The sequence below is a fragment of the Bifidobacterium subtile genome, from assembly GCF_000741775.1.
In the GTDB taxonomy this organism is placed as follows: domain Bacteria; phylum Actinomycetota; class Actinomycetes; order Actinomycetales; family Bifidobacteriaceae; genus Bifidobacterium; species Bifidobacterium subtile.
This window is the reverse complement of record NZ_JGZR01000006.1, coordinates 176,935-201,721: the sequence shown is the minus strand read 5'-3', so window position 1 is coordinate 201,721 and position 24,787 is coordinate 176,935. Positions and strand designations below refer to the sequence as shown.

18 protein-coding genes, 1 rRNA gene and 2 pseudogenes are annotated in these 24,787 nt (G+C 60.6%); 5 read left to right on the top strand and 16 right to left on the bottom strand.

The window, feature by feature from the left end; translation table 11 throughout:
* The first annotated feature begins 71 nt into the window (after positions 1-71).
* Positions 72-1,193, top strand: coding sequence for a LacI family DNA-binding transcriptional regulator (locus BISU_RS05345; RefSeq protein ID WP_024462999.1), 1,122 nt, complete (start codon positions 72-74; stop codon positions 1,191-1,193).
* A gap of 187 nt (positions 1,194-1,380) precedes the next feature.
* Entirely contained in the window at positions 1,381-2,391 is a 1,011-nt protein-coding gene (locus BISU_RS05340) for a LacI family DNA-binding transcriptional regulator (RefSeq protein WP_024462998.1), read from the top strand.
* A gap of 138 nt (positions 2,392-2,529) precedes the next feature.
* On the opposite strand, the gene BISU_RS05335 is transcribed toward BISU_RS05340, so the two are convergent.
* Together BISU_RS05335 and BISU_RS05330 are read right to left on the bottom strand one after the other, a co-directional pair.
* A complete protein-coding gene (locus tag BISU_RS05335) occupies positions 2,530-4,287 on the bottom strand; it encodes a glycoside hydrolase family 13 protein (RefSeq protein WP_024462997.1) in 1,758 nt (585 codons plus the stop codon).
* Between the two features lie 82 nt (positions 4,288-4,369).
* Positions 4,370-5,734, bottom strand: a complete 1,365-nt coding sequence (locus BISU_RS05330) for an ABC transporter substrate-binding protein (RefSeq protein WP_024462996.1) — start codon at positions 5,732-5,734, stop codon at positions 4,370-4,372.
* 275 nt (positions 5,735-6,009) lie between these two features.
* On the opposite strand from BISU_RS05330, the gene BISU_RS05325 reads away from it, so the two are divergent.
* Positions 6,010-6,630: a DUF624 domain-containing protein gene (locus tag BISU_RS05325; protein ID WP_024462995.1), complete on the top strand. Its 621-nt coding sequence runs from the start codon at positions 6,010-6,012 to the stop codon at positions 6,628-6,630.
* A 130-nt stretch (positions 6,631-6,760) separates the two neighbouring features.
* Here the strand turns inward: BISU_RS05325 and BISU_RS05320 are convergent, their stop codons facing one another.
* From BISU_RS05320 to BISU_RS05275, 11 genes and pseudogenes are all read right to left on the bottom strand, one after another.
* Complete coding sequence (locus BISU_RS05320) at positions 6,761-7,675, bottom strand: metal ABC transporter solute-binding protein, Zn/Mn family (protein ID WP_024462994.1); 915 nt, start codon at positions 7,673-7,675, stop codon at positions 6,761-6,763.
* Positions 7,676-7,849: 174 nt separating this feature from the next.
* The gene (locus BISU_RS13170; RefSeq protein WP_324606617.1) at positions 7,850-8,938 is read right to left on the bottom strand and encodes a TIM-barrel domain-containing protein; all 1,089 of its coding nucleotides are present in this window, start codon (positions 8,936-8,938) and stop codon (positions 7,850-7,852) included.
* Positions 8,939-9,021: 83 nt separating this feature from the next.
* Positions 9,022-9,465: pseudogene (locus BISU_RS13430) on the bottom strand (TIM-barrel domain-containing protein); the annotation flags it as partial.
* Positions 9,466-9,912: 447 nt separating this feature from the next.
* Positions 9,913-10,938, bottom strand: coding sequence for an MFS transporter (locus BISU_RS05310; protein WP_024462993.1), 1,026 nt, complete (start codon positions 10,936-10,938; stop codon positions 9,913-9,915).
* A 15-nt stretch (positions 10,939-10,953) separates the two neighbouring features.
* The gene (locus tag BISU_RS12500; protein ID WP_155803796.1) at positions 10,954-11,121 is read right to left on the bottom strand and encodes a hypothetical protein; all 168 of its coding nucleotides are present in this window, start codon (positions 11,119-11,121) and stop codon (positions 10,954-10,956) included.
* A 604-nt stretch (positions 11,122-11,725) separates the two neighbouring features.
* Positions 11,726-14,221, bottom strand: coding sequence for a glycoside hydrolase family 31 protein (locus BISU_RS05300; RefSeq protein WP_024462991.1), 2,496 nt, complete (start codon positions 14,219-14,221; stop codon positions 11,726-11,728).
* Between the two features lie 390 nt (positions 14,222-14,611).
* Positions 14,612-15,949 (bottom strand): annotated as a pseudogene (locus BISU_RS05295) (ABC transporter substrate-binding protein).
* 263 nt (positions 15,950-16,212) lie between these two features.
* Entirely contained in the window at positions 16,213-17,049 is an 837-nt protein-coding gene (locus tag BISU_RS05290; RefSeq protein ID WP_024462990.1) for a carbohydrate ABC transporter permease, read from the bottom strand.
* Positions 17,046-17,900, bottom strand: a complete 855-nt coding sequence (locus tag BISU_RS05285) for a carbohydrate ABC transporter permease (RefSeq protein WP_024462989.1) — start codon at positions 17,898-17,900, stop codon at positions 17,046-17,048. The genes BISU_RS05290 and BISU_RS05285 overlap by 4 nt, the downstream gene beginning before the upstream one ends.
* A 562-nt stretch (positions 17,901-18,462) precedes the next feature.
* Positions 18,463-19,794 carry an ABC transporter substrate-binding protein gene (locus BISU_RS05280; RefSeq protein WP_024462988.1) on the bottom strand — a complete coding sequence of 444 codons (1,332 nt, stop codon included), beginning with the start codon at positions 19,792-19,794 and terminating at the stop codon, positions 18,463-18,465.
* A gap of 311 nt (positions 19,795-20,105) precedes the next feature.
* On the bottom strand, positions 20,106-20,801 hold the full coding sequence (locus BISU_RS05275; protein ID WP_024462987.1) for a histidine phosphatase family protein: 696 nt from the start codon (positions 20,799-20,801) through the stop codon (positions 20,106-20,108).
* A 162-nt stretch (positions 20,802-20,963) separates the two neighbouring features.
* On the opposite strand from BISU_RS05275, the gene BISU_RS05270 reads away from it, so the two are divergent.
* Both BISU_RS05270 and BISU_RS05265 read left to right on the top strand, forming a co-directional pair.
* A complete protein-coding gene (locus BISU_RS05270) occupies positions 20,964-21,362 on the top strand; it encodes a DUF4235 domain-containing protein (protein ID WP_024462986.1) in 399 nt (132 codons plus the stop codon).
* Positions 21,363-21,666: 304 nt separating this feature from the next.
* On the top strand, positions 21,667-22,464 hold the full coding sequence (locus BISU_RS05265) for a nitroreductase family protein (RefSeq protein WP_024462985.1): 798 nt from the start codon (positions 21,667-21,669) through the stop codon (positions 22,462-22,464).
* A gap of 323 nt (positions 22,465-22,787) precedes the next feature.
* On the opposite strand, the gene BISU_RS05260 is transcribed toward BISU_RS05265, so the two are convergent.
* The 3 genes from BISU_RS05260 to rrf all read right to left on the bottom strand — a co-directional run bounded on the left by BISU_RS05260 (position 22,788) and on the right by rrf (position 24,678).
* Positions 22,788-23,057: a hypothetical protein gene (locus BISU_RS05260; protein ID WP_024462984.1), complete on the bottom strand. Its 270-nt coding sequence runs from the start codon at positions 23,055-23,057 to the stop codon at positions 22,788-22,790.
* A gap of 17 nt (positions 23,058-23,074) precedes the next feature.
* Positions 23,075-24,013 (bottom strand): aldo/keto reductase, encoded by a 939-nt coding sequence (locus BISU_RS05255; protein ID WP_024462983.1) that lies wholly within the window; start codon positions 24,011-24,013, stop codon positions 23,075-23,077.
* 548 nt (positions 24,014-24,561) lie between these two features.
* Positions 24,562-24,678, bottom strand: a 5S ribosomal RNA gene (rrf, locus tag BISU_RS05245).
* Positions 24,679-24,787 lie beyond the last annotated feature (109 nt).

Sequence of the window (24,787 nt, the reverse complement as noted above, 5' to 3'; positions counted from 1 at the left end):
CCGACACGCGACAGCGCACTCGCACCGCAACGACTGTCCGCGAAGAAGGCAACGAGGCATAAGGAGACACTATGCAGGCCAATATCGGCGATGTGGCGCAACGCGCGAAGGTCTCCAGCGCCACGGTGTCACGGGCCTTCAAGCACCCCGAACTCGTGGCTGAGGCAACGCGCGAACACATCATCCAAGCGGCGGACGAGCTCGACTTCGCCGTTTCGCGTTCAGCTGCGGTCTTTCAGACCGGGCAGACCTTCCGCATCGCGCTGCTGCTTAACGACCCCTCTTCGACATGGTTCAACGCCCATGTGTACGAGGGTCTCGACTCGGTGCTTCACCCGGCGGGATATGACATCGCCATCTACCCGATCGGCACCAGCGATGACCGGCACGTCTTTTTCGAGAATCTTCCGATACGCCGCAATGCGGACGCGGTCGTGATCGCCTCGTTCGACGTCGATTCCAAGGAGATCGAGCGGCTGCACAGCATGAACGTCCCGATCATCGGCATCAGCGCCCTGCCCGAAGAGGTGTTCGACTACTCGATTGCGACCGACGACGACTACGCGATGCGCCTGGTCACCCGCCATCTGCTCACGCTTGGGCACAGGGACATCGGCTACATCAGCCTCGACCCGCCCGAGAACGCCGACGGCTCGCTGCATTACAGCGCGAACCGCAGATCCAACGGCTTCCTTGCAGAGTGCGCCGAGGCGCATATTGAGCCGGCGATGCTGCATGTGCCCAATACCAGCCAGCGCGTCGAACATGCGCTCACGCAGCTCTTCGCGCTCGATCACATGCCCACGGCGACCTGCTGCGAGCAGGACCGGCTCGCGGTGCCTCTGCTCAGTCGACTGCAACGCCTTGGGTATGCGATTCCCGACGCTCTCTCGGTTACCGGCTTCGACGACAGCACTTACGCGAGCGAGGTCGGACTGACCACCGTTCGGCAGGATCCGCGCGATATGGGCGCACGGGCCGCTCGCCATACGCTCGGCCTCATCGCCAGAATCGATGATGACTCCGAAGATGGCGCCGAACGCAACAACGACCGCGGCGAAACCAACGACGAGACCGCTGGCGAAACCAACAATAAGAACAATAAGACCGATAAGACGCCTCCCATCCACGAATCCACTCAAATCCGCATGATGTTCCGGCTGTCCACCGGCCCGGCGCCGAATGCCGTCTAGGACCGATTCGACGCAGCCTTACAGCCCCCAGCTTCATCGGCCGCACGCATCCGGCCCAGCCTTTGCCGCCTCGCCTTTGCTTGGCCCTGCACGCGCAAAGCATGGTAATGTTGCCCTAGCAAGTCAAAGGACAGCACCAACGGCGGTTCGCTGTCCGCAGGTTTTTCAGGGGCATGAGGAGGCATTCGTGAAGGCGAGCATCCAGGATGTGGCGCGCGAGGCCGGGGTTTCGGTCTCCACGGTCTCGCGCACGCTTTCCAAGCCGGATCTGGTCCTGCCCCGCACCCGCGATAAAGTCCTGGACGCCGCGCGGAAGCTGGAGTACCACGCTTCGCGTTCGGCCTCTGCGCTTAAATCAGGGCAGTCCTTCCGCGTAGCCCTGCTCTCCTCGCTGAACATCGCCACCTGGTTCAATGCGACGGCACTCGCCGGACTCGACAGCGTATTCCATCCCAACGGGTACGACATCTCGATCTTTCAGATGGTCGACGCCGACAAACGGCATGAGTTCTTCGCCGATTTGCCCGTGCGGCGCAATGCGGATGCGGTCGTCGTCAACTCCTTCAACATCGAGCCGGAGGAGACTCGTCAGCTGAGAACGATGAACGTTCCGATCATCGGCATCAACATCCCCTCGACCGGCGGCTTCGACGCCGCGGTGAGCATCGACGATCAACACGCGATGCGCGTAGCCGTCGAGCATCTCATTTCGTTGGGCCACCGGCATATCGTCTACGTCTATAAGATGCCCAACAGCAGCTCGCGGCTGCAATTCAGCGCCGATTCGCGCCTCAGCGGCTTCCTGTCGGCGTGCCGATCGCACCCCGGAGCCACGCCCGAGACCATAGCCGTCTCGGAAGACGGCGACGCGACGAATACCGTGCTGAACCGCATCACCGCGATGCCGAGCGCACCGACGGCCATATGCTTCCAGAGCGATGACATCGCGCTGCCGACGCTGTTCAGATTGCGGCAGTATGGCCACCGGGTGCCGCAGGACATCTCGATCATCGGCTTCGACGACATCCCCTTTGCACAGTCCATCGGCCTGACCACGCTGCGCCAAGACCCCTTCGAACTCGGCAGAAAGGCCGCAACGCAGACGCTGGACGCCATAGCAGGAAGCACTCCCGAACCGCAGTTCGAAATCGCGCAAGCCCAGCTGATCCTGCGTGAGACCACAGCTGCCGCCGCATAGCGGAAGGGCTGGCGCGTCTGCCGTTTGGGGAAACACGCCAGCCCTTCGCCAGCGCCAAGCATCAGGCCCTGGGACATCATCAAACCACTAGAACCCAGCCATAGCGCCGTCACGCATGAGCGCACGGGAACTTGGCGCTCACACGTCGAGCAGCACCCACACGCTTGTGTCTTGCGGCAGCTTGCCCGTAGGCACAGCGGCGGAGGCCAGCACGATTTCGCCGCGGGGGATGTCGGTCTCCTCGGCGCCGAAGTTCGTCAGGCTCACGAAGCGCCGCCCGTCGGCGCTCGGCCGCGAGTAGGCGATCACGTTCTCGCCGGCATCCAGCATCTGGCATGAGGTGTCAGCCGTTGCGGTCAGCAGCGAGGCGCGGGCCTTGAGCGCGTCGTGATACAAGGTGAGCATCGAATCGGGGTTGCCGGATTCCACGTCGACCGCGTAATCCTTGAACCACAAGGGCTGCGGCAGATGCGGCTCGGCCGGGGCCTTGCCGTCGTCCAGCGTGGCAGGAGAAAAGCCGAAGGAGCGCTTCTCGCCGAAGTTCGCATCCCACGAGGCCGCTTCGGGCGCATCGGCGGAATCCCACGGCAGCGGCACGCGGCAGCCGTCGCGGCCCTTGTCGGTGAAGTTCCTGCGCGTGAAGAACGGCGTGGGGTCTTCGAGCCTGTCCCAGGGAATATCCGGCACTTCGAACAGACCCAGCTCCTCGCCCTGATACACATAGATCGATCCGGGCAGGCCGGCCTCCATGAGAATCGCCGCCCGGGCGCGGCGCGTGCCCAGCTCGCGGTCTTCGATGTAGCTTGTGCCGTCGCGCAGAATCCAGTCCTTGGCAAGCTGATGATGGGCGGCGGCGCTGACTTGCGGCAGGCCGTAGCGCGAGGCGTTGCGAGGCACGTCATGGTTGCTCATGACCCAGGTCGTGGTCGAGCCGTCGGTCTGCTCGGCGGAATTCAGCCCGTCCACAACGGCTTCGCGGAAATCCGCGACCGTCCAGTTCGCCTTGGCGAACTCGAAGTTGAACACCTGCCCCAGCTCTTCGGGCGACGCGTAGAGATGCTGGTGCTCGGGCACGACCCATGCCTCGCCGACGGCGAAGCGCGGCGGATCGTACTCATTGAACACCCCGCGCCACTCGCGATAGATGTCGTGCACCTCCGCACGGTCCCACAGCGGATTCTTGCCATCGTGGCTCAGGCCTTCGTGCACCGGGTAGCGTTTGCCGAGCTCTTCCAGCGGCTCGCTCTCCAGATCCTTGGCCAGGCCATGCGCCACGTCGATGCGGAAGCCGTCGGTGCCGTGGTCGCTCCAGAAGCGCAGCGTCTTCTTGAACTCCTCGTGCACGTCGGGGTTCTTCCAGTTGAGGTCGGGCTGCTCCTTGGCGAAGATGTGCAGATACCACTGCCCGTCCTCGACCCGTTCCCAGGCCGATCCGCCGAACAGCGACACCCAGTCGTTCGGCGGCAGCTCGCCGTGTGCGCCCCGGCCTTCGCGGAAGACGTAGCGGTCGCGCGCTGCGGAGCCGCGGCCGGCCTTGAGCGCTTCCTGGAAGAGCACATGCTTGTCGGCGGTATGGTTCGGCACGATGTCGACGATGACCTTCAGCCCGGCTGCGTGCGCGGCGGCGGCCATGGCGTCGAAATCATCCATGGTGCCCAGCCGCGGATCGACGTTGCGGTAATCGATGACGTCGTATCCGCCGTCCGCCAAGTCCGAAGGGTAGAACGGGGAAAGCCAGAGCGCGTCGACGCCGAGGTCTTTGAGATAGTCGATCTTCGACGTGACGCCGGGGATATCGCCCAAGCCGTCGCCGTTAGCGTCTTTGAAGCTGCGCGGGTAGATCTGGTAGACGACCGCCTGCTTCCACCAGTCGTCGCGTTCGTTGTTCAGTGTCATGGTTCCTTCCTTGGATGTCTTGATTCGGCTTGGCTATGGTATCGATACGAACCGCTTGCTTATGTTATGGGCGCCATTGGGACTATTTGGAGAACGGCTCGACCTGCGGCAGCAGGCCAAGCACCTTCTGGTTGTTCTGCCACTCCTTCTGCCAGCCGCCGACGTAGGCCGATTCGAACTTCGACCACTTGCCGGTTCCCTGAGCATATTCCGTCAGCGCATTGGCCAGATCGTCCTGCCACTGCTGGCTGGGCACGGTGAAGCTCTGAGCCGAAGGCTTGCCCTCTTTGGCGTAGGCGCGGGCGGCCGTCGTCAAAGGGTTGGCGGGCTGGTACTTGTCGTTGTCGAAAGTGGTGAACGGCACGGAGAAGCCCATTTCCTTGGACAGGCTCTCCTTGCCCTCATCGCCGGTCACCAGCCAGTCGATGAAGTCGAGCGTGGCCTTCTGGTCCTGCTTCGAGGCCTTCTTGTTCACCGCCCATGAGGCATCGTAGATCGAGAACGGGCCGTACTTGTCTTCGCCGGGAATGCCGAGCCAGTATGGCAGCATCCCCAAGTCCTTGTCGCTCACATTGTTGTCTTTGATCTGGCCGTACGCCCAGACGCCGTTGGGGTAGAACGCCACATCCCCCAGCGCGAATTCCGAGGTCACGTCGTCATAGCTCTTCGAGGTGAGCATTGTGCTCGGCGTCGGGTTGTTCTTGAGCTGCAGATCGAACATATCCTTGTAGTTCTTCAGATACGTGCCCTTGAGCGTCGGCTCGAAGGTCACATTGGCGTCGCGGTATTCGTAGAACAGCGGCACACGTCCCATGTGGGTCGTGTAGCGGTAGGATGCGGACGCGTCGAGCGCGGGCGTGGCGAAGGCGGCTTTGATGCCAAGATCGTCCTTGTGCTTCTGCATGTCCTCGGCCACGGACTTCAGCGTGTCGTAGTCTTTGATGTCCTTGTCGCTCTTGATGAGCGCATACGGCTTCTTGGCGTACTCGTTCACGATCTTCTTGTTGTAGATGATGCCGTACCACTCGCCGGCGTACGGCAAGGTGTATGCGCCGTCGGCATCCTTGTGTGAGTTGGCTTGGCCCTCCTCGTTGAGCAGCTTGTAGACATCGGTGTCCTTGAGATTCGTGAGGTACTTCTTGTACTTCGCGAACTGGTCGTAGCCGCCAATAGTGAACATCGTCGGCGCTTCGCTCTTCGAGAGCTCGGAGGTGAGCGTGGAGTCATAGCTGCCGGCCGCTGCGGTGTTCACCTGCACGTCAACGCCGGTTTCCTTGGTGTAATCGTCGGCCAGCTTCTGCAGCTGATCGCCGATCTCCTGCTTGCCGTTCACCAGGTAGACATGTCCTTTGCTGGGGTCGGCGCCGCTTCCTCCGCAGGCAGCCAGCGTGATGCCCAGCCCTAGGCTGAGCGTCGCCGCAATAAGCTTTTTCGTGCCGGTTCGCATGGTGTTCGTTCCTTTCGCTTGTTGCTGGTTATGCCGGGGCGTCTTCGCCGCCGGGTGCCGTGTCATGCCGTATGGCCATTCATCGGCATGACGGATATGGTCTCGCCTTGTCGTGTCGTTTCACGAATTCAAAACCATCCAATGACAACGATAACACGATGCAATCGATGCCACGCGGACTGTTGAAATGAACGCGGCGCGGCCTTGCGCCAACGATGCTCGGAATTACTCGGGATTGTCTAGAATGGAATGGTCGCCGAACCCCGAGGAGTGCCATGAAGTTCCTATCGCCAGATTCCCGATTCATGCAGGGGCTGTCCAACGCCGCCGATGCCGTGTGGATCAACATCCTGATGCTCCTCACCAGCATCCCGATCGTCACCATCGGAGCGGCCCTCGCCGCTGGGAATTCCGCGGCTCGCCGCACGATAGCGGGCGAAGGCCATACGACTTCGAATTACTTTGCGGCTTTCCGCTCGAACTTCGTGCGGGCGACTTTGATCTGGCTGGTATTCGGCCCCGCGCTGGCGCTCATTGCATACTCCTGGGTGGTGCTGCAGATCACGCCGCTGCTGATACCTAAATTCGCGCTGAGCATTCTGTGGGTCATCGGCTTCGAATGGGTCTGGACCTTGCAGGCCCGTTTCGACAACTCATGTGGCCGAACTCTTGCAAACGCTTTCATTCTCGGCATATCGAATATCGGCCTGACCGCGGCGGTGGCGCTGCTTGACGCGGTATTCCTTGCTTTGGTCGCAGCCTCATGGTTTTACATGCCCCAGGGCCTGTTTCTTTTGGCGGTGTTCGGGTACGGCGCGCTGATCATGCTGCACATTCCCATCCTCGATCGCTGTCTGAATCGATACGTCAAGTCGCAGGGCGGCAAGGCGGACTAGCGGCGGCCCGCGCTTTTGGCCTGACGCGAAAAAGCGCGAGTCCCAACAGACAGCGAGGGGCCGGCCACGCGTGTCGCATGACCGGCCCCTCGCGGCTTTCGTCGGAATGCGCTCCCGGCGAGAGCCGCCATCAGACTGCTGAATCGAACTTGTCGACCAGAGCGCTCATCCAATCGAGAAGATTGTCGTATTCCTTCGGCATTTGCTCGGTGAGCTCGATGATCGGCACATTGCCCGACTTCGCTGCGGACACGAGCTGATCGGTGGTCGAATCGGCTTCCTGCGTGTTGAAGACCAGCACCTTGATGCTGCCGTCGCCCAGCGCGTTCTGGAAGTCCTTGATGTCGGCCGGAGTCGGCTCGCTCTCGTTGGCCGAAGCCTGCGCGTAGCCCTTCGGCGTATTATCGGCCATCTGCAGATCGCCCGCAAGATACCATGCCACCGATTCGGTCGCTGCGTACGGCAGCCCCTTGGCGGTCTTGGCCGTCGTCGCGATCTTGTCTTCAAGCTGCTGCTCGTCCTTATGCCAGGAAGCATTCAACGTCGCGTAGTCGGCCTTGCCTTTGGCATCGACGGACTGATAGGCCTTGGTGATCGCGTCGGCGGTCGCTTTGCGCACAGCGGCGGAGAACCACACATGCGGGTTGTCGCCCTCCTTGATGCCGCCGACCTCGGCCGCATTCACGACCGTGGCGCCGCTGGACTTGGCGGCCTTGACGGCCCACGGATCATAATCGGCGCCGTTCACCACGACGACCTTCGCCTTGGAGAGTTTGGCGACGTCGCCCGTGGAAGGCTCATAATCATGCGCCTCGACGTTCGTGTTGCTCATGATGCTGCTCACGTCGACGTGCGAGCCGCCCAGTTCTTTGGCCACCGAGGCCCATTGGTTGATGCTGGCGACCACGCTGATCTTGCCGTTGTCGGAGGCCGAGGCGCCCTGCGATGCGTTATCGCCTGAGCTACCGCACGCGGCCACCGTCAGCGCCATCACCCCGGCCGCCGCGGCAGCCATGACGCGGGCAAGCACGGAGGGCTTTTTCATTGCATTCTGTGTCATCGATACACCTTCGTTTTCTCTGTGGTTCTCATGTCGTGTCGTATTCGTCGTCCGCCGCGAAAGCCTCGCCGGTTTCCCGAACGGGCCATCGCAGCATCCTGTGAGATGTGGACTCTCCTACTATATAGAAATAGCGAGACTCATTATCACTTCAATTGCCTATAAGACCACGAGGCGTGTCGAAACAGTGGGCGTGCACCATGTCGTGGCCGCGATGCTGCGATTCAGATGCTCGCGCAGCACGTACTCGTTGTCCTTGTTGCCGTACACCTGGATGTCGAGCTCCTCGGGCAGCGCGTCCGACCGCTGCATCGCATCCGTGGCCATCGGCACGATCGCGCCGAGCTTGGCCAGCACCGGGATATTCTCCAAGGTGCGGCCGAGCCGAATGGTCGTCTCGCCGGTCTTGAACTGGCCATCCAAGTTGCAGCTCGACACCATCGGGCGCTCGATGCCCTCCTGGTCACCCTGGTAGACCAGATCGGTGAAGATGTCCATCCACTGGCCCTCGGGCAGCCATGCATCCACGAAGCCGACGTTGAGCGTCGGGTCCTGCGGCGTCGTGATCGGCGCGACCATGAGCTCGCTGCCGAAGAAGTACTGGTTCTTGACCAGGTAGCTTTCCTCGTTGTCCGGGTAGCGGTAGTACAGCGGCTCGATCAGCGCCACGTTCTCGTCGTGCGTCCCGATGTTGGCACTGTCGAGGTAGGGCACCAGCCGGTTGCGCAAGCGCAGGTAGGCGTCCATGTATTCGCGCACGTCGCGGCGGTACTTCCACGGCTCCTTGCCCGAGAAGGGGTTCTCGGAGCTGTGCAGGCGGTTGATGGGGCTGAATACGCCCAGCTGCAGCCAGCGCAGCGAGAGTGCCGGGTCGAAGCTGCCCCAGATGTGCCCGCCGATGTCGTGGCTCCACCACGTGTAGCCGATGTTCGTAGCGGTCGCGGTGAAGTACGGCTGAAAGTCCAGCGAGGCCCAGGTGATGACCGTGTCGCCTGAGAATCCGATCGGGTAGCGGTGCGAGCCGGGGCCGGCGAAGCGGGAGAGAATCAGCCCTTCGCCGTCATTGCGCTGCATGTTGTCGAGGAAGTGGTAATGATTGAGATTCCACAGCGGCTCGACCTTGTCCTTGCTCCGGCTCGTTCCCTGCTGCCAGTCCAGCCACCAGAAGTCGACGCCCTCATCCTCCATCGGGTGGTGCACGTCGTCGAAGTAGGACTCGCGGAATTTCGGGTCGTCCAGGTCGAACATCGCCGGCTCTTCCTTCTCAACGTCCAGACCGAGGCCTTGGCGACCGCCGGGTACGCGTCCTCGAAGGCTCGGATGCCGCCGGCCGGATGCGTGTTCAGCGAGATGTGCTTATGCCGCTTTTTGAGTTCTTTCAAGAACTGCTGCGGGTCGGGGAAGAGCTTGCGGTTCCACGAATACCCGGTCCACGTGCTGCCGAAGCGAGCCGGCACGTCGTCGGTGCGATGCCAGTCCATATCGATGATGGAGACGCTGATGGGCACCTGCTCGCTCTCGAACTGGTCCATCAGATCGAGGTATTCCTGCTGTGTGTACCGGTAGTAGCGGCTCCACCAGTTGCCCAGCGCATAGCGCGGGATGAGCGGGGTCGTGCCGCTCAGGCGATAGTAGTCGCCGAGCTCCTCGCGGTAGCTGCGGCCGTAGGCGAAGAAGTAGCCGTCGGATTCCTCAGGTATACGGGCTACGAAATGGCCGTCCTCGATGGCGAAGGAGTCCGTGTCGTCCAGGTAGGCGTAGCCGTCGCGGCTCATGATGCCGTCGTCGATCGGCGTCGAGCCGTCCACCAGATCCAGCGTCGGGTTGGTGCCGCCGAGGTTCCCGCTGGCCTTCTCACCGTAGTACCAGCGGCTGTCGTGCAGCGTGTACTGGTATTTGGCGTCGACGTGCAGATTGCTCGCCGCGAACGGGCCGCCGTCGTAATACAGATGGAAGAATTCGGTCTCGATCTCCACCTCATGGCCGTTATGGTCCTTCAGCACGGAATAGTTGACCGGTTCGAAGTCGCGATTGGCGACCAGCTGCGTGTTGCGGTCCTCGAACTCGCCCGACGACGAATACTCCAGGCGAATCAGCCGCTCCGTCAGCAGCGTGAACCGGTAGTCGCTTCCTTGCACTATGTTGCTCATAGCAATATCCCTTTCTCGTGGATATTTATGAATGCTTGCGAATGTTGGGATTCTGATAGTCCTAGTTGCTTTCTAGAACTTGACCTTGGTCGCCCTGACGATGAAGAAGCTGACCACCGCGATGACGGCCAGCACAATCGCGAAGAACAGCACCGGCGCGGTCGCCGTGTCGCCGAGCACTTTCTGGGAGAACGCGATGCCGTAGGCCGTGAGGAAGGAGCCGATGTTGCACCCGACCAGCAGCAGCGTGTTCGCGCTGGCCTGCGCCTGCGCGGGAACCAACTTCACGATCATGTTGAAGGCGCAGATCGTGGTCGCGGCACAGAATCCGGCGACAAGGCTGGCGCCGATCAGCATCACGCTATTGGACGCGACGAACAGCAAGAGCAGCCCGCCCACGTACATCACCAGGAACAATGGCAGCGTGTACCCGCGCAGCTTGCCGTAGATCCAGCCGAAGGCCACGCCGCCCAGGAACCCGCCCAACGTCGCCAGCGACACCGCGATGCTGGACTGCTGCGCCGTCATGATGTTGCGCGCGATCGCCAGGCGCGGAATCTGCAGCAGCACCAGAATATTGACCATGACAATCACGAAGACGAGGAAGAACAACGACAGCGTGCCCGGTGTGAACACCGTGGAAAGGCCGGATTTCTTCTCTGCACTGTCGCTTTCCTTCGGCTCTGGCAGCTCCGGAACGACCTTCCAGAACAGCAGCGCGATCGGGATCGCCAGCAGGTAGATGAAGAACGCGCTATGCCATCCAAAGCTCAGCAGGAAGCCAACCAGCAGAGTCGCCACGGTGGCGCCGACCTGCTCGCAGGCACCGCGATAGCCCAGCATCTTCGACTCCTCATCGCCGTTGTAGAAGCGGTTGATAATGGTGATGACCAGCGAATTGAACATGCCCATGCCCGAGCCCAGCAGCATGCGGGAGACAAGAATCAGCCAGTAGTTGCTGGACAGGATCGGCCCCAGACCTGACACGGCGATGCAGGCTAGGCCGAGCAGAATGGACTTCTTGATGCCGATTTTCTTGGAGATCATAGGCGAAAGCAGCAGGAATATCAGTACGAAGGCCTGCGGTATCGTGCCCACCAGATTGATGCTCGTCTACGAGGCGCCCAGATCCTTGCCCATCAGCGGCAGGGCGGGCGAAACCGAGGTGCCCGTAACTAGGATGAGGGAGACGCTCAGAATGGTGAATTTGAATAGAATCGACTTTGTGTTCAGCGATTTTCCTTGCGGAATATCCCGCGAATTATCTGCGGATGCAGTCATATCAACATTTCTCTCTTATGCTGTGCTGACGCTCGGCACAGCGGTATCGTTGTGTTCTTTCGGTATCTCACTAGCGTTTGAGAGGCAAGGCGTGGTACGCCTGCCCTCGAAATGCCTGCGTTTCTGCGTTCGTTTGCACTGGCGCAGGATGGTCACCGGAGTCGTCAGGAACCGGATTCGATCCCGGCGCTGCGCTGGAATGTCAGCCAGCGACGGCTGCTGATCAGCGCATCCGCCATGGCATCGAAACGATGGCTCTTCGGCGACGCGACAATGGTGACGAAAATATAGCGAAAAACGATTTAAAGGGAGGAATAGCGTACGACAAGACGCTCGGTGCGATGCCGATGCTGAGTCGTGCACAAAGCGCACTCATTCATGAAGCTCATCATCGCCCTCACCTCCTTGCCGTCTGCTCTGTCGTTGCAGGTCCCGTGTCATGCCATCTGCTCGTTCTGGTGAGCGCTAGGCACAATCGCGTTGGTCCCAGCACTATTCGCTGTGCTGTTGCCGTAGCCATAAACTACGACGGGATTGTGGACTGCGCAATCCACTCGCGTGTCTGCCGTGCGGCGTTGCTGTGCGGCAGACACGCGAAACAATATCACACGCGCAGCAGCTGCTCCGCGACGGCGCGGATCACCGATTCGGGCATATGCGAGACGAAGAGATCATGGCGATGATCCCCATTGGCGGGTTCCTCCAAAGTATGCAAGGCGTTGAGCGCGGCAGGACCGTCAGAGCGCACAAGCCGGTCGGCCTTGTCTTTGGTCAGATAGTCGATCTGCGCATTGTAGAGCACGCGGAAGGCATCGTCGGCGCTGGTGTCGTGCGCGAGCGCCAGCTCCCCGTCGAAGAGTATCTCCACGGCGCAAGCGCTCGAAACCTCAGGGATTTCAACGCTCAGGCTCAGTGTGCGTTCGTCATATGCCGTCGTGGCTTCGATGGCCTCGCCGCCGACGCGCACCGAAACCTTGGCCGGCTCCACTCCGCGCATCACGACGGTCCACGCGCGCCGCTCGGGCACGACGGAGCCGTCAGCTTCAGCCTCGCCCTGCGCCGCGCCAATCGTGAATGTGGCGGAACTGCCGGCGACCCAGTGCAGGGCCATTTCGGTCGTCGACACGGCGGATTCGGTGCCTCGGCTCCCGTCGTCTTCGACAAGCGTGAACGACCCATCGGCCCCGGCGAACGCGACCACGCGCACATGCTTCGGGTTGTCGATCGAGTTTACTGGGCCGTTGGCCTCGTCAAGCGGCTGCATGGGCACGATGCCGCCGGCCTTCGCGAAGACCGGCATGGCCTCAAGCGGTCGCCAGACCTCAAGCTTGCGGCCATCAATGCCAGGCGCTTCATAACGCCGTCCGGTGAAGAAGTCGAACCACGTGCCTTGCGGCAGCCAGACATCGGTTTTGGCGAGCTGCGCTTCCCGGTCGATAGGCTCGACAATCGGCGCTACCACCAGTTCGGTGCCGAAACGGAATTCGTTAGGCACTTCGTAGGCTGATGCATTGTCTGCGGCCTGCCAGTACATCGGCTCGACGATCGGCCGGTCCTTGATCGCCGCCCGCCAGTTCATCGTGTACAGATACGGAATCAGCTCGTGCCGCAGACGCAGCGAGGCATTCATCGAATCGCGCACCTCGGCACGGAAGTTCCACGGCTCCTTGCCGTTGAACGCCGAATCGGTGGAATGCAGGCGGTTGATCGGGCTGAACGCGCCGAGCTGATACCAACGGGCTTCCAGCTCTTCGTCGCGGCGGCCGAACATATGCCCGCCGATATCATGGCTCCACCAGCCATAGCCGATGTTGCTAGCCGTGGCGGTGAAATAGGGCTGGAAGCGCAGCGACTCCCAGCTCACGACGGTGTCGCCCGAGAATCCGACAGGGTAGCGGTGCGAGCCTGGCCCTGCGTAGCGCGAGAAGGTCAGCGGCCAGCGGCCGTCTCGGCCGGAATCCAAGTAGTGCAGGTGGTTGAGCATCCACAGCGGGTCCAGGCCCTGCTGCCGCGTCACGCCGCCCTGCTGCCAGTCGAGCCACCAGAAGTCGATGCCTTCATCTTCAAGCCGGTGATGCAGATCGAAATAGGTCTTCATGAATTTCGGGCTGGTCAGGTCGAATTCGATCGGCTCCTCGCTCGCCGGATCGATGCCCAACTGCCGCGCGGCTTCGGCGTACCCATCCTCGAAGGCGCGGATGCCGTCGCGCGGGTGCACATTCGGCGTGATTTTCAGCCCGTGCCGGTGCAGCGTGTCGAGGAAGCGCTTCGGGTCGGGGAAGAAGGAGCGGTTCCACGTGTAGCCGGTCCAGCCTGAGCCGTATTTCGGATCGACGGCATCGACCAGGTGCCAGTCCATATCGATCACGGCCGTGGTGAACGGCAGCCCTTCGTGTTCGAAGCGCTCGACCAGCTGCAAGTACTCGCGCTCGGTGTAGCGATGGTAACGGCTCCACCAGTTGCCCAGCGCGAAGCGCGGCAGCAGCGGCGTAGGGCCGGTCAGCCGGTAGAAATCGCGTATCGCCTCGATGTACCGATGCGCATAGCCGAACACGTACAGGTCGTGGCCCTCACCGGGGCGCGGCACGACCCAAGTGCCGAAGGGATTGGCTTCGCCGTTCACCTGCTCGGTTTCGGCCAGGATGTTGGAGGCCGAGTCGTCCAGCACCGCCCAGCCGTCGCGCGAAACCACGCCCAAGCCGAGCGGCGTCACGCCATTCGTCTCATCGAGCGTGCGTGCGGTGCCGCGCAGGTTGCCCTCCTGCTCCTCGCCGTAATTCCAGGTGTTGCGATTCGAGTTCACGCCTTTGATGACGACGCTTAAGCCCTCCTTGCTGAAGGGTTTCATATCATAGGTCAGACGCAGCGCAGGCGTGTCGAGTACGAGTCGCCCGTCGCGCACGGTGTGCGTGAAATGCGGCTTCGCGCCCCAGTCGCGATTCACCACCATCTGCGTGGCATGATCCTCGAACACGCCATCATCCTGCCATTCCACGCGAATTAGCGATTCGGCGAGCACGCCGATACGCCAATGATCGCCTTGGATCACGGCTTCGGGATTCATGATCGGATGGGTGTCGAGCTGCGGAAAATGCGTCATTGTATGCTCCTTGTAGCCTCGCGACGATTGCACGGTCAGTAATTGCAGTGCTGATAACAGGCGATGTTATCGTTGTCAATCATATCGTGGCCAATGATGATGTCGGCGCTGATGTCGCCGAAATTGTCGGCGGATTCACTGTCATGAGGTCGCTGCCACTGGATGCCGCCAATGCGCCAATGCATTGCGCACCAGCCGCTCTCGCGCTCTTATGTCGCGCAAGACATAAACCGTCCCGCAAGGCACTGGCCAGCCTTGCATGATCCATCATGCCTCATAACAGCCGAATCGCCGGGGTTCTCTTATACGCATCGCATGCGCACAAGATCGCCTCGGCGATTGGTCTATGACATTCCCGAGCCCCACAACGGCTTGGGAGTGCGAGTCTTGCTATCCGTTGCTCTTCGAGGACGCGACCTCCTTGGCCCAGCCGTCCACGAAGGCGCTCTGGACGCCGTCCCACTTGCCAGTGCCCTGCGCGTACTCGAGAATCGAGTTGGACAGGTTGTCCTTCCACTGCTGGCTCGGATCGTAGAGGAAGGCCCATGGCAGGTTCTTCTTGCCCGCGGCGGCATACTGGTCAGCGGCCTTCATGATCGGGTTGTCGGTAACGTACTTGCCGGTGAAGGTCTTGAACGGCGTCGTGAAGCCCATCGTGTGCGACCAAGCCTCACGCCCTTCGTCCGAGGTGATGAGCCACTTGAGGAAGGCCTTGGTGGCCTTCTGCGACTCGGGGGAAGCCTTCTTGTTGATGCACCAGAAGGTCTCGGAGCCGGTGGACATGCCGTAGTCCCCCTCTCCGGGAACGCCGGAGTAGATCGGCAGCACGCCGATCTGGTCGGCGCTTAGGCCGCCATCCACAAGGTCGGGCCACGACCACGAGCCGTTCTGGAAGAAGACCGCGTCGCCGGTGGTGATGTCCGCTAGGGCGTCATCCATCGTCTTGCTGCTCAGCGCGCTGGTCGGCGTGGTCGAATCCTTGAGATACAGGTCGATGATGTCCTTGAACTCGGGCAGATATGTGCCCTTGATCGTGGCGGGCTGCTGGGTCACGTTGTCCTGCGCGAACTCATAGGCCAACGGCACGCTCGCGAGATGGGTGTTGTAGCGCCAGCTCGTGGAGGGGTCGAAGCCCATCGAAGTGAACGCGCCCTTGACGCCGATCTTGTCCTTGTTCTTCTGGATTTCGTCGGCCACCGTCTTCAGCGTCTCGAAATTCTTGATGCCTTTGACGTTTTTGATGCTCGCGCCGGGCATCCCGAAGTACTTCTTGAGCAGATCCTTGCGGTAGATGATGCCGAAGGTCTCGTTGACGACCGGTACGGCCAGAATCTGGCTGCCGTCGTCGGACTTGAGCGCCATCGACGGATCCTTGAGCTGCTTGTACACCTCGGTGTCGCTCATATCCGCAGCGTAGGCGTTCCAATCCTTGAGGCCGACCGGCCCGAGCACTTGGAACAGCGTCGGCGGCTGGTTCTTCGCCAGCTCGGATTTCAGGGACTGCTGGTAGGTCTGCGAAGCCACGGTCTACACCGTGAACGGGACGCCTGTCTCCTTGGAGTACGATTGCGCGAGGTCCTTCATGCTCTGCGCGATTTCAGGCTTGTTGCTCAGATAGTAGATGCCGCCTTCCTGCGCGGTATCGTTCGACGAGCTTCCGCACGCCGCCATCCCTGCCAGCATCGCCACGCTGAGCGAAGCCGCCAGCGCCTTGATCATTCGTTTCATGCCATTTTGTGTGTCATTTACTGTGTTGCTTAGTGCCATTGCTGCTCAGTGCCACCGTGCACCAAGCGCATCGCGCGCTTAGTATCACCGTGCACTTAGTGTCATTGCCACGTATTCGGTTATTGGTTCTCGCGGCTGCCGCGCACGTCTCCTGCCACTTGCGCATGGCGGCATCCAGCCGGCAATCCGAAAGCCATACGCCGATGTCGGCCCTCGGACTGCCGCCTACCACGTCGCCTGCGCAGTCGCCGCGACTAGGCTGATCAGCCCTTGACGGCTCCGGCCATAACGCCGGAGATGATGTACTTCTGGCAGATCAGGTAGAAGATGATGATCGGCACAATCGCCAGCACCAGGCAGCCCATCATCGCGCCCATATCGACCGAGCCGTAGCCGCCCTTGAGATACTGGATGGCGATCGACATCGTCTTGTACTTGCGCATGTCCAACGTCAGGTACGGCAGGAGGAAGTCGTTCCAGATCCACATCGTCTCAAGAATCGCGACGGAGACGACCGCCGGCTTCATGATCGGCAGCACGATGCGGAAGAAGATGCGCGGCACGCTTGCGCCGTCGATCATCGCGGATTCCTCAAGCTCCTGCGGAATGCCTTTGATCACGCCGGTGAAGATGAACACCGCCAAGCCCGCACCGAAGCCGAGATACACGAACCACAGGCCCCACGGGGTGTTGAGCCCGAGCATATCGGCGATTTTGGAAAGCGTGAACATGACCATCTGGAACGGCACGATCATATTGAACAGGAAGAGCACGTACAGCGTTCTTGCCGACCAGTTGTCGACACGCACAATCCACCATGCGCACATCGAGGTGCACAGCAGAATCAGCCCGACCGCGCCGACGGTGACGACCACGGTCCAGCCGAAGCTGGAGATCAGATTCGTGCGTTCGATGCCGCGCGTGTAGTTCTCGAATCCGACGAACTGCTTGCCTGTGGGAATCGAGAAGGCGTTGCGCGAGATGTAGGCCTTCTGCTTGAACGAGTTAATGACCACCAGCACGATCGGGAAGACCCACGCCAGAGACACGACCGTGAAGAACACGCTCCACAGGCCTGGGTGCTTGATCTTGTCACTCATGCTTCCACCTCCCTGCTTGTGGACAGACGGTTCTGGATGATGGCGATGACGGCCACGATCAGGAAGAAGATGACGGCCTTCGCCTGGCCTACGCCTTCAAAGCCTGCGCGCCCATAGAAGGTGCGGTAGATGTTCAGCGCCAGCAGCTCGGAGGTGTTCGACGGAGCGCCGTTGGTCAGCGCAAGGTTCTGATCGAACATCTTGAAGCCATTGGTCATGGTCAGGAATGTGCACACGGTGATCGAAGGCATCATCAGCGGGATGGTGACCCGGAAGAGGGTCTGGCGCGAGCTCGCGCCGTCGACCGCCGCCGCTTCGATGACGTCGCCGGGCAGCGCCTGCAGCCCTGCTATATAGATGATCATCATGTAGCCGATTTGCTGCCAGCAGTAGAGCATGACCATGCCCCAGAAGCCGTAGGTGCCCGAATAGGTGATCGAACGGCCCCAATGCGCCAGCACGCCGTTGAGCAGCAGCAGCCAGATATAGCCCAGGATGATGCCGCCGATCAGATTCGGCATGAAGAACACGGAGCGGAAGATATTCGCTCCCTTGACGGCTTTCGTCAGCATGTAGGCGATGGCGAATGCGACGATGTTCACCACGATCACCGTCACCAAGGTGAAGGCCACCGTATACACAAGCGAGCGCCAGAACTCCTTGTCCGCGATAGCCGCCGTGTAGTTTTGCAGCCCTACGAACTTAGCGTCCGTCACCGTGCTGAACCTGCAGAAGCTCAGGTATATGCCCATGATGAACGGCACGACGAAACCGACCAGGAAGGCCGCGAACGTAGGCAGGGCGAATAATGCCCACCACTTACGTATCGTTTTGCCAGCCATAGTAATCACGACAGAACCTCCTCTCTTTATCGAGATAGGCCGCACAACCGTATGCGACGCCTATTGTCGTGTGTATTGACTCATTGTTGATTTGTATGCGTCAGTTCCGGAATGTCACCGTTCTTCGATTGACTGAGATGACATTATCATTGTTGCGTCCCATAGTCAAAAACGTTGTCATTTTAGGCCGTTTCTTTCCAGCTTTACTGAAGCTAAACTATAGAATACCGTTGTGCTTGCTTAGTTTTTGCATGCATACCCCGTAATGAAAACGTTTGTTATGTACACGCCAGCGAATTGCGCTATCCATATGCTCGAGAACACGCCGGTCATGCTCCGCGCAGCGGCTCAGCAGTGCAGCGGCTCAGCAGTGAAGAGACACAGGGGCATGCCGCCCAATGCTTGCCGTTATTGGCCATTGCCGGAACGTCGCAGTTCGCGACGCATGGCTCGCGCGGTACGGCTCGCGCCGCATAGCTCGCCCCAACAAAGCGGACAGGCCGGCCCTCGCGCGGCGACATCACGTCGCAGCAGCTGAAGGCCGGCCCGCCGCATAGCTGGCGATAGCGTATCAGCCCGCGTGCGCGGCCTGATACTCCTTGGCCCAGCCGTCGACGTACGCCGACTTGACCGCATCCCACGATCCAGTTCCCTGCGCGTATTCAAGCATCGCATTGCCCAAGGCGTTCTTCCACTGCTCGGACGGCATCATCGTGAAGTTCCAGCTGACCGGGGTCTTGCCGGACTTCTGATCGTCGACGGCGGCCTGAACCAACGGATTGTCCGCCTTGATGTCCGCGAAGGTCTTGAACGGCGTCGTGAAGCCCATCTGCTTGCTCAGCGCATCCTTGCCGGCATCCGATGTGATGGCCCACTTGAGGAAGTCCTTAGTGGCCTGCTGGTCCTCCTTGGAGGCCTTGGCGTTGACGCACCAGTAGTTCTCGGACCCGGTGGCCAGACCTTCGTTCTTCTCGTCCGGCCCGCCGATGTAGATCGGCATCATGCCCACCTGGCCCGGCTCCATGCCGGCCTTCTGCAAATCGCTCCAGGCCCAGGTGCCATTCTGATAGAAGGCCGCCTCGCCGAGCGCGAACTCGGAGTTCGCATCATCGCCGGTCTTCGAGCTCAGCTGCGTCGGCGCAGTCGTGGAATCCTTGAGGTAGAGGTCGAAGATGTTCTTGAACTGCGGCATGTACGTGCCCTTGATGGTCGCCGGCTGCTCGGTGACATTGTCCTTCTTCAGCTCGTAATAGAGCGGGATATTCGCCAGATGCGTCTTGAAGCGCCAATCCGAGCTGGAGTCGAATCCGGCGGAAGTGAACGCGCCCTTGATGCCGAGATCGTCCTTGCGCGCCTGCATGTCGTTGGCCACGGCCTTGAGCGTGTCGAAGGAATCGATGTCCTTCACCGACTTCGCCTTGGCTCCGGACAGCGCGAAGTACTTCTTGAGAATGTCCTTGTTGTAGATCAGGCCGTAGGTCTCCATCGCGTAGGGCACGCCGACGACCTTGTCGCCATCCTTGAGCGCCACGTCCTGATTCTGCAGCTGCTTGTAGATCTCGGTGTCCTTGAGATCGGCCGTGTACTCCTTCCAGTTCGCATAGCCGACCGGCCCATTAATTTGGAACAGCGTGGGGGCCTCGCTTTTTGCCATCTCGCTCTTGAGCTGCTGCTCGTAGGTGCCGGAGGCCGCCGTTTCCACGGTCATCTGCACACCGGTCTCCTTGGTGTAGGCTGATGCGAGATCCTTCCATTGATCCGCCGCTTCCGGCTTGAAGTTGAGGAAGTACACCTTGCCTTTGCCGCTGTCGGACGCATCCGACCCGCCGCAGCCGGCGAGCGCTCCCAACGACATTGCGGTGACGGCTGCAATCGCCATCGCTGATTTCACTATGCGATTCATCTTCGAATCCTTTCCTTTTTCTTTTCCCTCGGCGCATCAGCCCGTTGCATCGCGTTATGACCGCCAGAACACTGTCTCGTGTCAAGTCTCGTTATACCATATTTCCCCTTATCCTGCAAACGCTGATCTAGGAGCAGAACGGTCGGGATGCTAGCGCCGAAATCGTTGGCATCGGCCGATAACCGCCGGTCTGACAAAAGTGCATCATACACGATGCGCCGCCCCGTCACCTTTGCCTGTGGGATGGCTCACATTTTCGCCGGTCTCTCCTCCACCGTCGAAAAGCGCGAGTCGAAAAGGCGAACTCGTCGTCACACATTCCAGTGCTCGATGACCCGGTCACCTTTGTAGACGCCCAGCGAAGAATAATGCGCAGTGTCCAGTCGCAGCATTTTCGCCATGTGCGGGTCGAGGCCAAGCCATTGCGTCGTCAGGATGCGCAGAATGTGCGCGTGCGCGACAAGCAGTACATCCTGACCGGCCAGGATCATCGGCAGCATCTCCTGCGCGACTTCGGCGGCGCGGGCCGCGGCCTGCGCAATGGTCTCGCCCGGCCCGTTATGCACATTCACCTGCTGCCCGGACGGCAGGGTTTCGATATGATCCCCTTCCAACTCAGGCCCCAGCGACTCGGTGCCATCGCTCCACAAATCCCAGTTGCGGCCCAATGCCTCGCTGAGCTGGGCACGGGTGCGGCCTTCGGCGCGGCCATAATCCCACTCCGCCAGACCAGCGCATATGCGGGCATCGTCGAATCCGGCGCATTGCGCGGTCTGCTTGGCCCTGCCAAGCGGGCTGGAGAACACATACGCGCCGAAGCCATCGGGGTATGCCTTGCGAATCCGCGCGCCAGCTTCGACAGCCTGCCGCTCGCCGACACCGGTCAGCGGGAGATCGGTGCGTCCGGTATGCTGCCCGGACACGCTCCATGCGGTTTCGCCGTGGCGCAGCAGAACAAGATGGCCGGCCCGTGAGGCACCATTGCCCGAAGTTTGAAAATCGCTCATAACCATACTCTAATACCGGAGTCATACCTGAGCTGCGTCGGGCGCCGCGCGGTTTCGCGACAAGACTCGCAGCGGAAGCAGTCGCGGCATTCGAACCGTCTCCCCGTTCGTCGCAACGCGTACACCGCTCCTGCCCAGCGACGGGTGAACTACTATGTGACTATGAGCGACACAAGCGAAGACCCCGCAGAGCGCCTGGGAAAAACGGCTGACAGCATCGTCGCCAGCCTAGGCAACGTTGATAGGAAGGTGAAGGCGATGACCAGCGCCCGTACGAACGACCCAGATACCCTAGGCGATAAGATCATCAAGGTCGCCATACCTTCGCTGACCGGACTGATTGCCGCCAAGGTGTTCCAGACGCTGTGGAACAGGGGAACCGCGCGGCTGCAAACCGATGATTCCGACGATGATGCGCAGCAGGGACTGCTGATGACCTTGCTGTTCGCCGGACTGTCCGCAGCTTTCGGCGCTATCCTGTCCCAGCTGTCGGACATGGGCTCGCGGGCCTTCGTCTCACACCGCCACTGCAAGCGTCAAAGGCAAAATCGAACCCGCTAACGCTGGCAGCCTAGTCCGGTTTGGCGTCTGTTCGCATTCATCGTAACGGACGCCCTTCCTCTCACGACTCTCCTCTCGCATCTTCATTCTGTTGTTTTCGAGACGTGTTTTCAAGGCGGCATAAGGCCATAAAACAACAATTTCGTGGAAGATAGGGAAAACGGCAAGCCCGGCAACACCGTAAAACGTTAATTTCCCAGGAAACTGTGAAAAGCGGACGCTAGACAGCGCCAGATCGCCCCCGAATCTCTCCCCACAGCTAAACCGTAACCCGAATGGGGCAGCCGCTTGCGAGAATAACGGTATGTCTGATTCTTCCACTGAACCTGTTGCTGTCACCAATCCTGTTATCGAGGCGCTGCTGCAACGCCGTTCGATCCGCAAATTCAAGCCGAATCCAATCGCCGAAGACGTCATCGCAACTCTGGAAACCGTTGCCCAGCATGCCGCTTCCAGCGAATACCTCAGCGATTGGTCCGCCATCCGCGTCACCGATGGATCGCTGCGCGAACGCATGGCGCAGATCGGCAATCAGCACTACATCGGTGAGGCGCCGTTGCTGTATGTATTCGTTCTCGACGAGCATCGCAACGCGGCCATCGCCGCACGGGGCGGCGTCGACGTACACAGCGATGATTTCACACTGAATACCAGCTATCGCTTCTCTCAAGCGCAGAACGACGCCGTGCTCGCCTTGCATGCCATGGAGACGGCGGCGAATTCGCTGGGACTTGGCTGCGTATATCTTGGCTCGCTGCTCAATGATGCGCAGGCTGTCATCGATGCGTTGCACCTGCCCGAATACACATATCCGGTGCTGGGTCTGGCCATCGGCGAACCCGATCAGACCCCCGAGCTTAAGCCACGCATGCCACGCTCGATGCAGTTCTTCGACAACGCCTATCCCGCTGATATCGACACCGTCTTGGAGCCTTTGCGCGATTTCGATGTAGTTGTGCACCAGTATTACGATCTGCGCCACACCGAGCGTCCTGTGGACGCGTTCAGCACGCAGACGACCACCAAGGCGACCGATCCGAGTAATCTGACGAAATCAGTCGGTCCGATCGCACGCGGCCAAGGATTCACCCTCGACCGGTGAACTGAATGGTTCATGCGCAATAAGCAATAAGCATGGCGAAGTATGCCAGCAAACTTGTATCTTGCTTGTGTGTGGCGCTATCGGGACGTTGCGGAAGTCTATCTGCGTTGTGTGTGGCGCTATTTCGGGGAGACCCGAGTATCAGATGGCGTAGAACCGCCATTTTCGGCCAGTGCTACTCGCGGTGTCAGGAAATTAGCGCCGCACACAACGCAGATAGGCCTCTGCACGGCCAGATTAGCGCCTCACATAATGCAGATAGCCGCACGAATGCGCGGAATCAGAGACCCCTGCGCACCAATACGATGCGAGAGAGCACCGGTCTATTTCCTGCGCGGCTTGTAGCCGCGTTTGCGCGAATGCGGCTTGCGCCGATCTGATCCGTGTGGGCCTTGTGCCTCACTGCCGTATGCAAGGCTCGTCTCCGGGTCGCGATGCGTCAGATGCCATGCTCCGCAGTACTCGCAGCGGTATACCCAGAGCTGCACGCCACGCTCAACGAAGCTGGCCTCGGCCGCGCGTTGGGCCTGGGCCTTGTCGTGGTACATGATCTTATTCGAGGTCACGCACCGTTTTGGGATGAAATAGTGCACAATTCCACGACACCCGCCTACGGCAAATCATTGCCCGCCGCAAGATAGAGGTCGTACCACTCCTGCGCGGTCAGCTCCACCTCGGCGCCCGCGACCATGTCGGCCAAGCGGGTCGGGGTCATCGATCCCAGCAGCACCTGCATTTTCGCCGGGTGGCGCAGAATCCACGCCACCGCTATTGCGCTCTTGCCGACGCCATACTTTTTCGCCAGTTCATCCAGTTCCTCGTTGAGCTCGGGGAACTTCGGGTTATCGATGAACACGCCTTCGAAGAATCCGAACTGGAACGGGCTCCACGCTTGGATAGTCATATTGCGCAAACGGGAGTAGGCGATCAGTCCGCCGTCATGGTCGATGCTCGGAGCATCCTCCATATTGACATGGAACTCCTGCTGAACCATGCTGGTGTGGCCGAGGCCGAACTGCAGCTGATTGACCTCAAGCTTCTGCGAAATAGCGCTTTGCAGCAGCTCCACCTGCCACGGGTTGACATTGCTGACGCCGAAATGCCGCACCTTGCCGCTGGTCTGCAGCTCATTGAACGCCTCGGCAAGCTCATCGAGATTCACCAGCGTATCGGGCCGATGCAGCAACACGAAATCAACGTAGTCGGTCTGCAGATTCTCCAGCTCGCCGTCGAGCGCCGCCAGCAGATGCTGTTTCGAGAAGTCGTACCTGGTGATGTCGTTCGATTCCGGATCGCGATAGATGCCGAACTTCGTCTGCACGAAAATTTCATCACGCTTCACGCCAAGATCGACCAGAGCCTGGCCGAAACGTCGGCTACTCTCGCCAGATGAATAGCAATCAGCCGTGTCGAAGAAGTTCACGCCGTTATCGAGTACGGTCTTGACGATTTTATCGGCATCATCCTGCCGCTTTTCGTTAATCCGCATCACGCCGAGGGCCACGCGCGAAGCCGCGACGCCTGAAGTTCCTAATGGCTCATATTTCATTGCCGCTCCTTTGAGTCTTGTGGACATGTGAATGCCACTATATTGTATGGCTCCGCCTTGTCATGGCATCTGCTCGGACACCACGATTGCGCTTCTAGGGCATAAAGCAAAGTCACTCACTGTTGCTGTGTGTTGCGTGTTTCTGTGGCGGGAGGCGTCGCCGGCGGGGCCGGGGGCCGGCCTCCCATTGGCCGGGTTCGCGGCGCTCGTGTTGGCTCGGCGCCGGAGGAGGAGGCGCCCCCCCTCAGGAGGCGGCGCGGCGACGGTCGGGGCTGCGGGCGGGTCGAAGGGCGGCGGAGACGGGAGCCGACCTCCTTGTCGGCCGGTTCGCGAGCTTTGTGTCGTTTGCGCTGGCTGATTGGCGGGAAGGAGACAGCGTTCTTTATGCTTTGTGTTGTTTGTGGCTTTCGCGTCGTCTGCATGGCGGGGGCGGGGCGAACGCGTCTTCGCGTCGGTTGTCGGGGCGTGCCTGTGCGTGTTTTGTTTTCCGGGCATACAAAGGGGCCCCGGGGATCGTGTGATCCCCGGGGCCTCTCGTGAAAGTGTTATTGCGGCGGCGCGCTACTCTCCCACACCCTGTCGAGTGCAGTACCATCGCCGTGCTGGGTCTTAGCTTCCGGGTTCGGAATGGGACCGGGCGTCTCCCCCAGGCCATGGCCGCCGCAAATCTTTAATTGTCGTGCGCGCCATTACGCGCGCACGGGATGTGGTGGTTCGGGGACCGGATGGCGGACGCGGGCACGAGTGCCTTGCGCAGATTCGACGATATTCGCT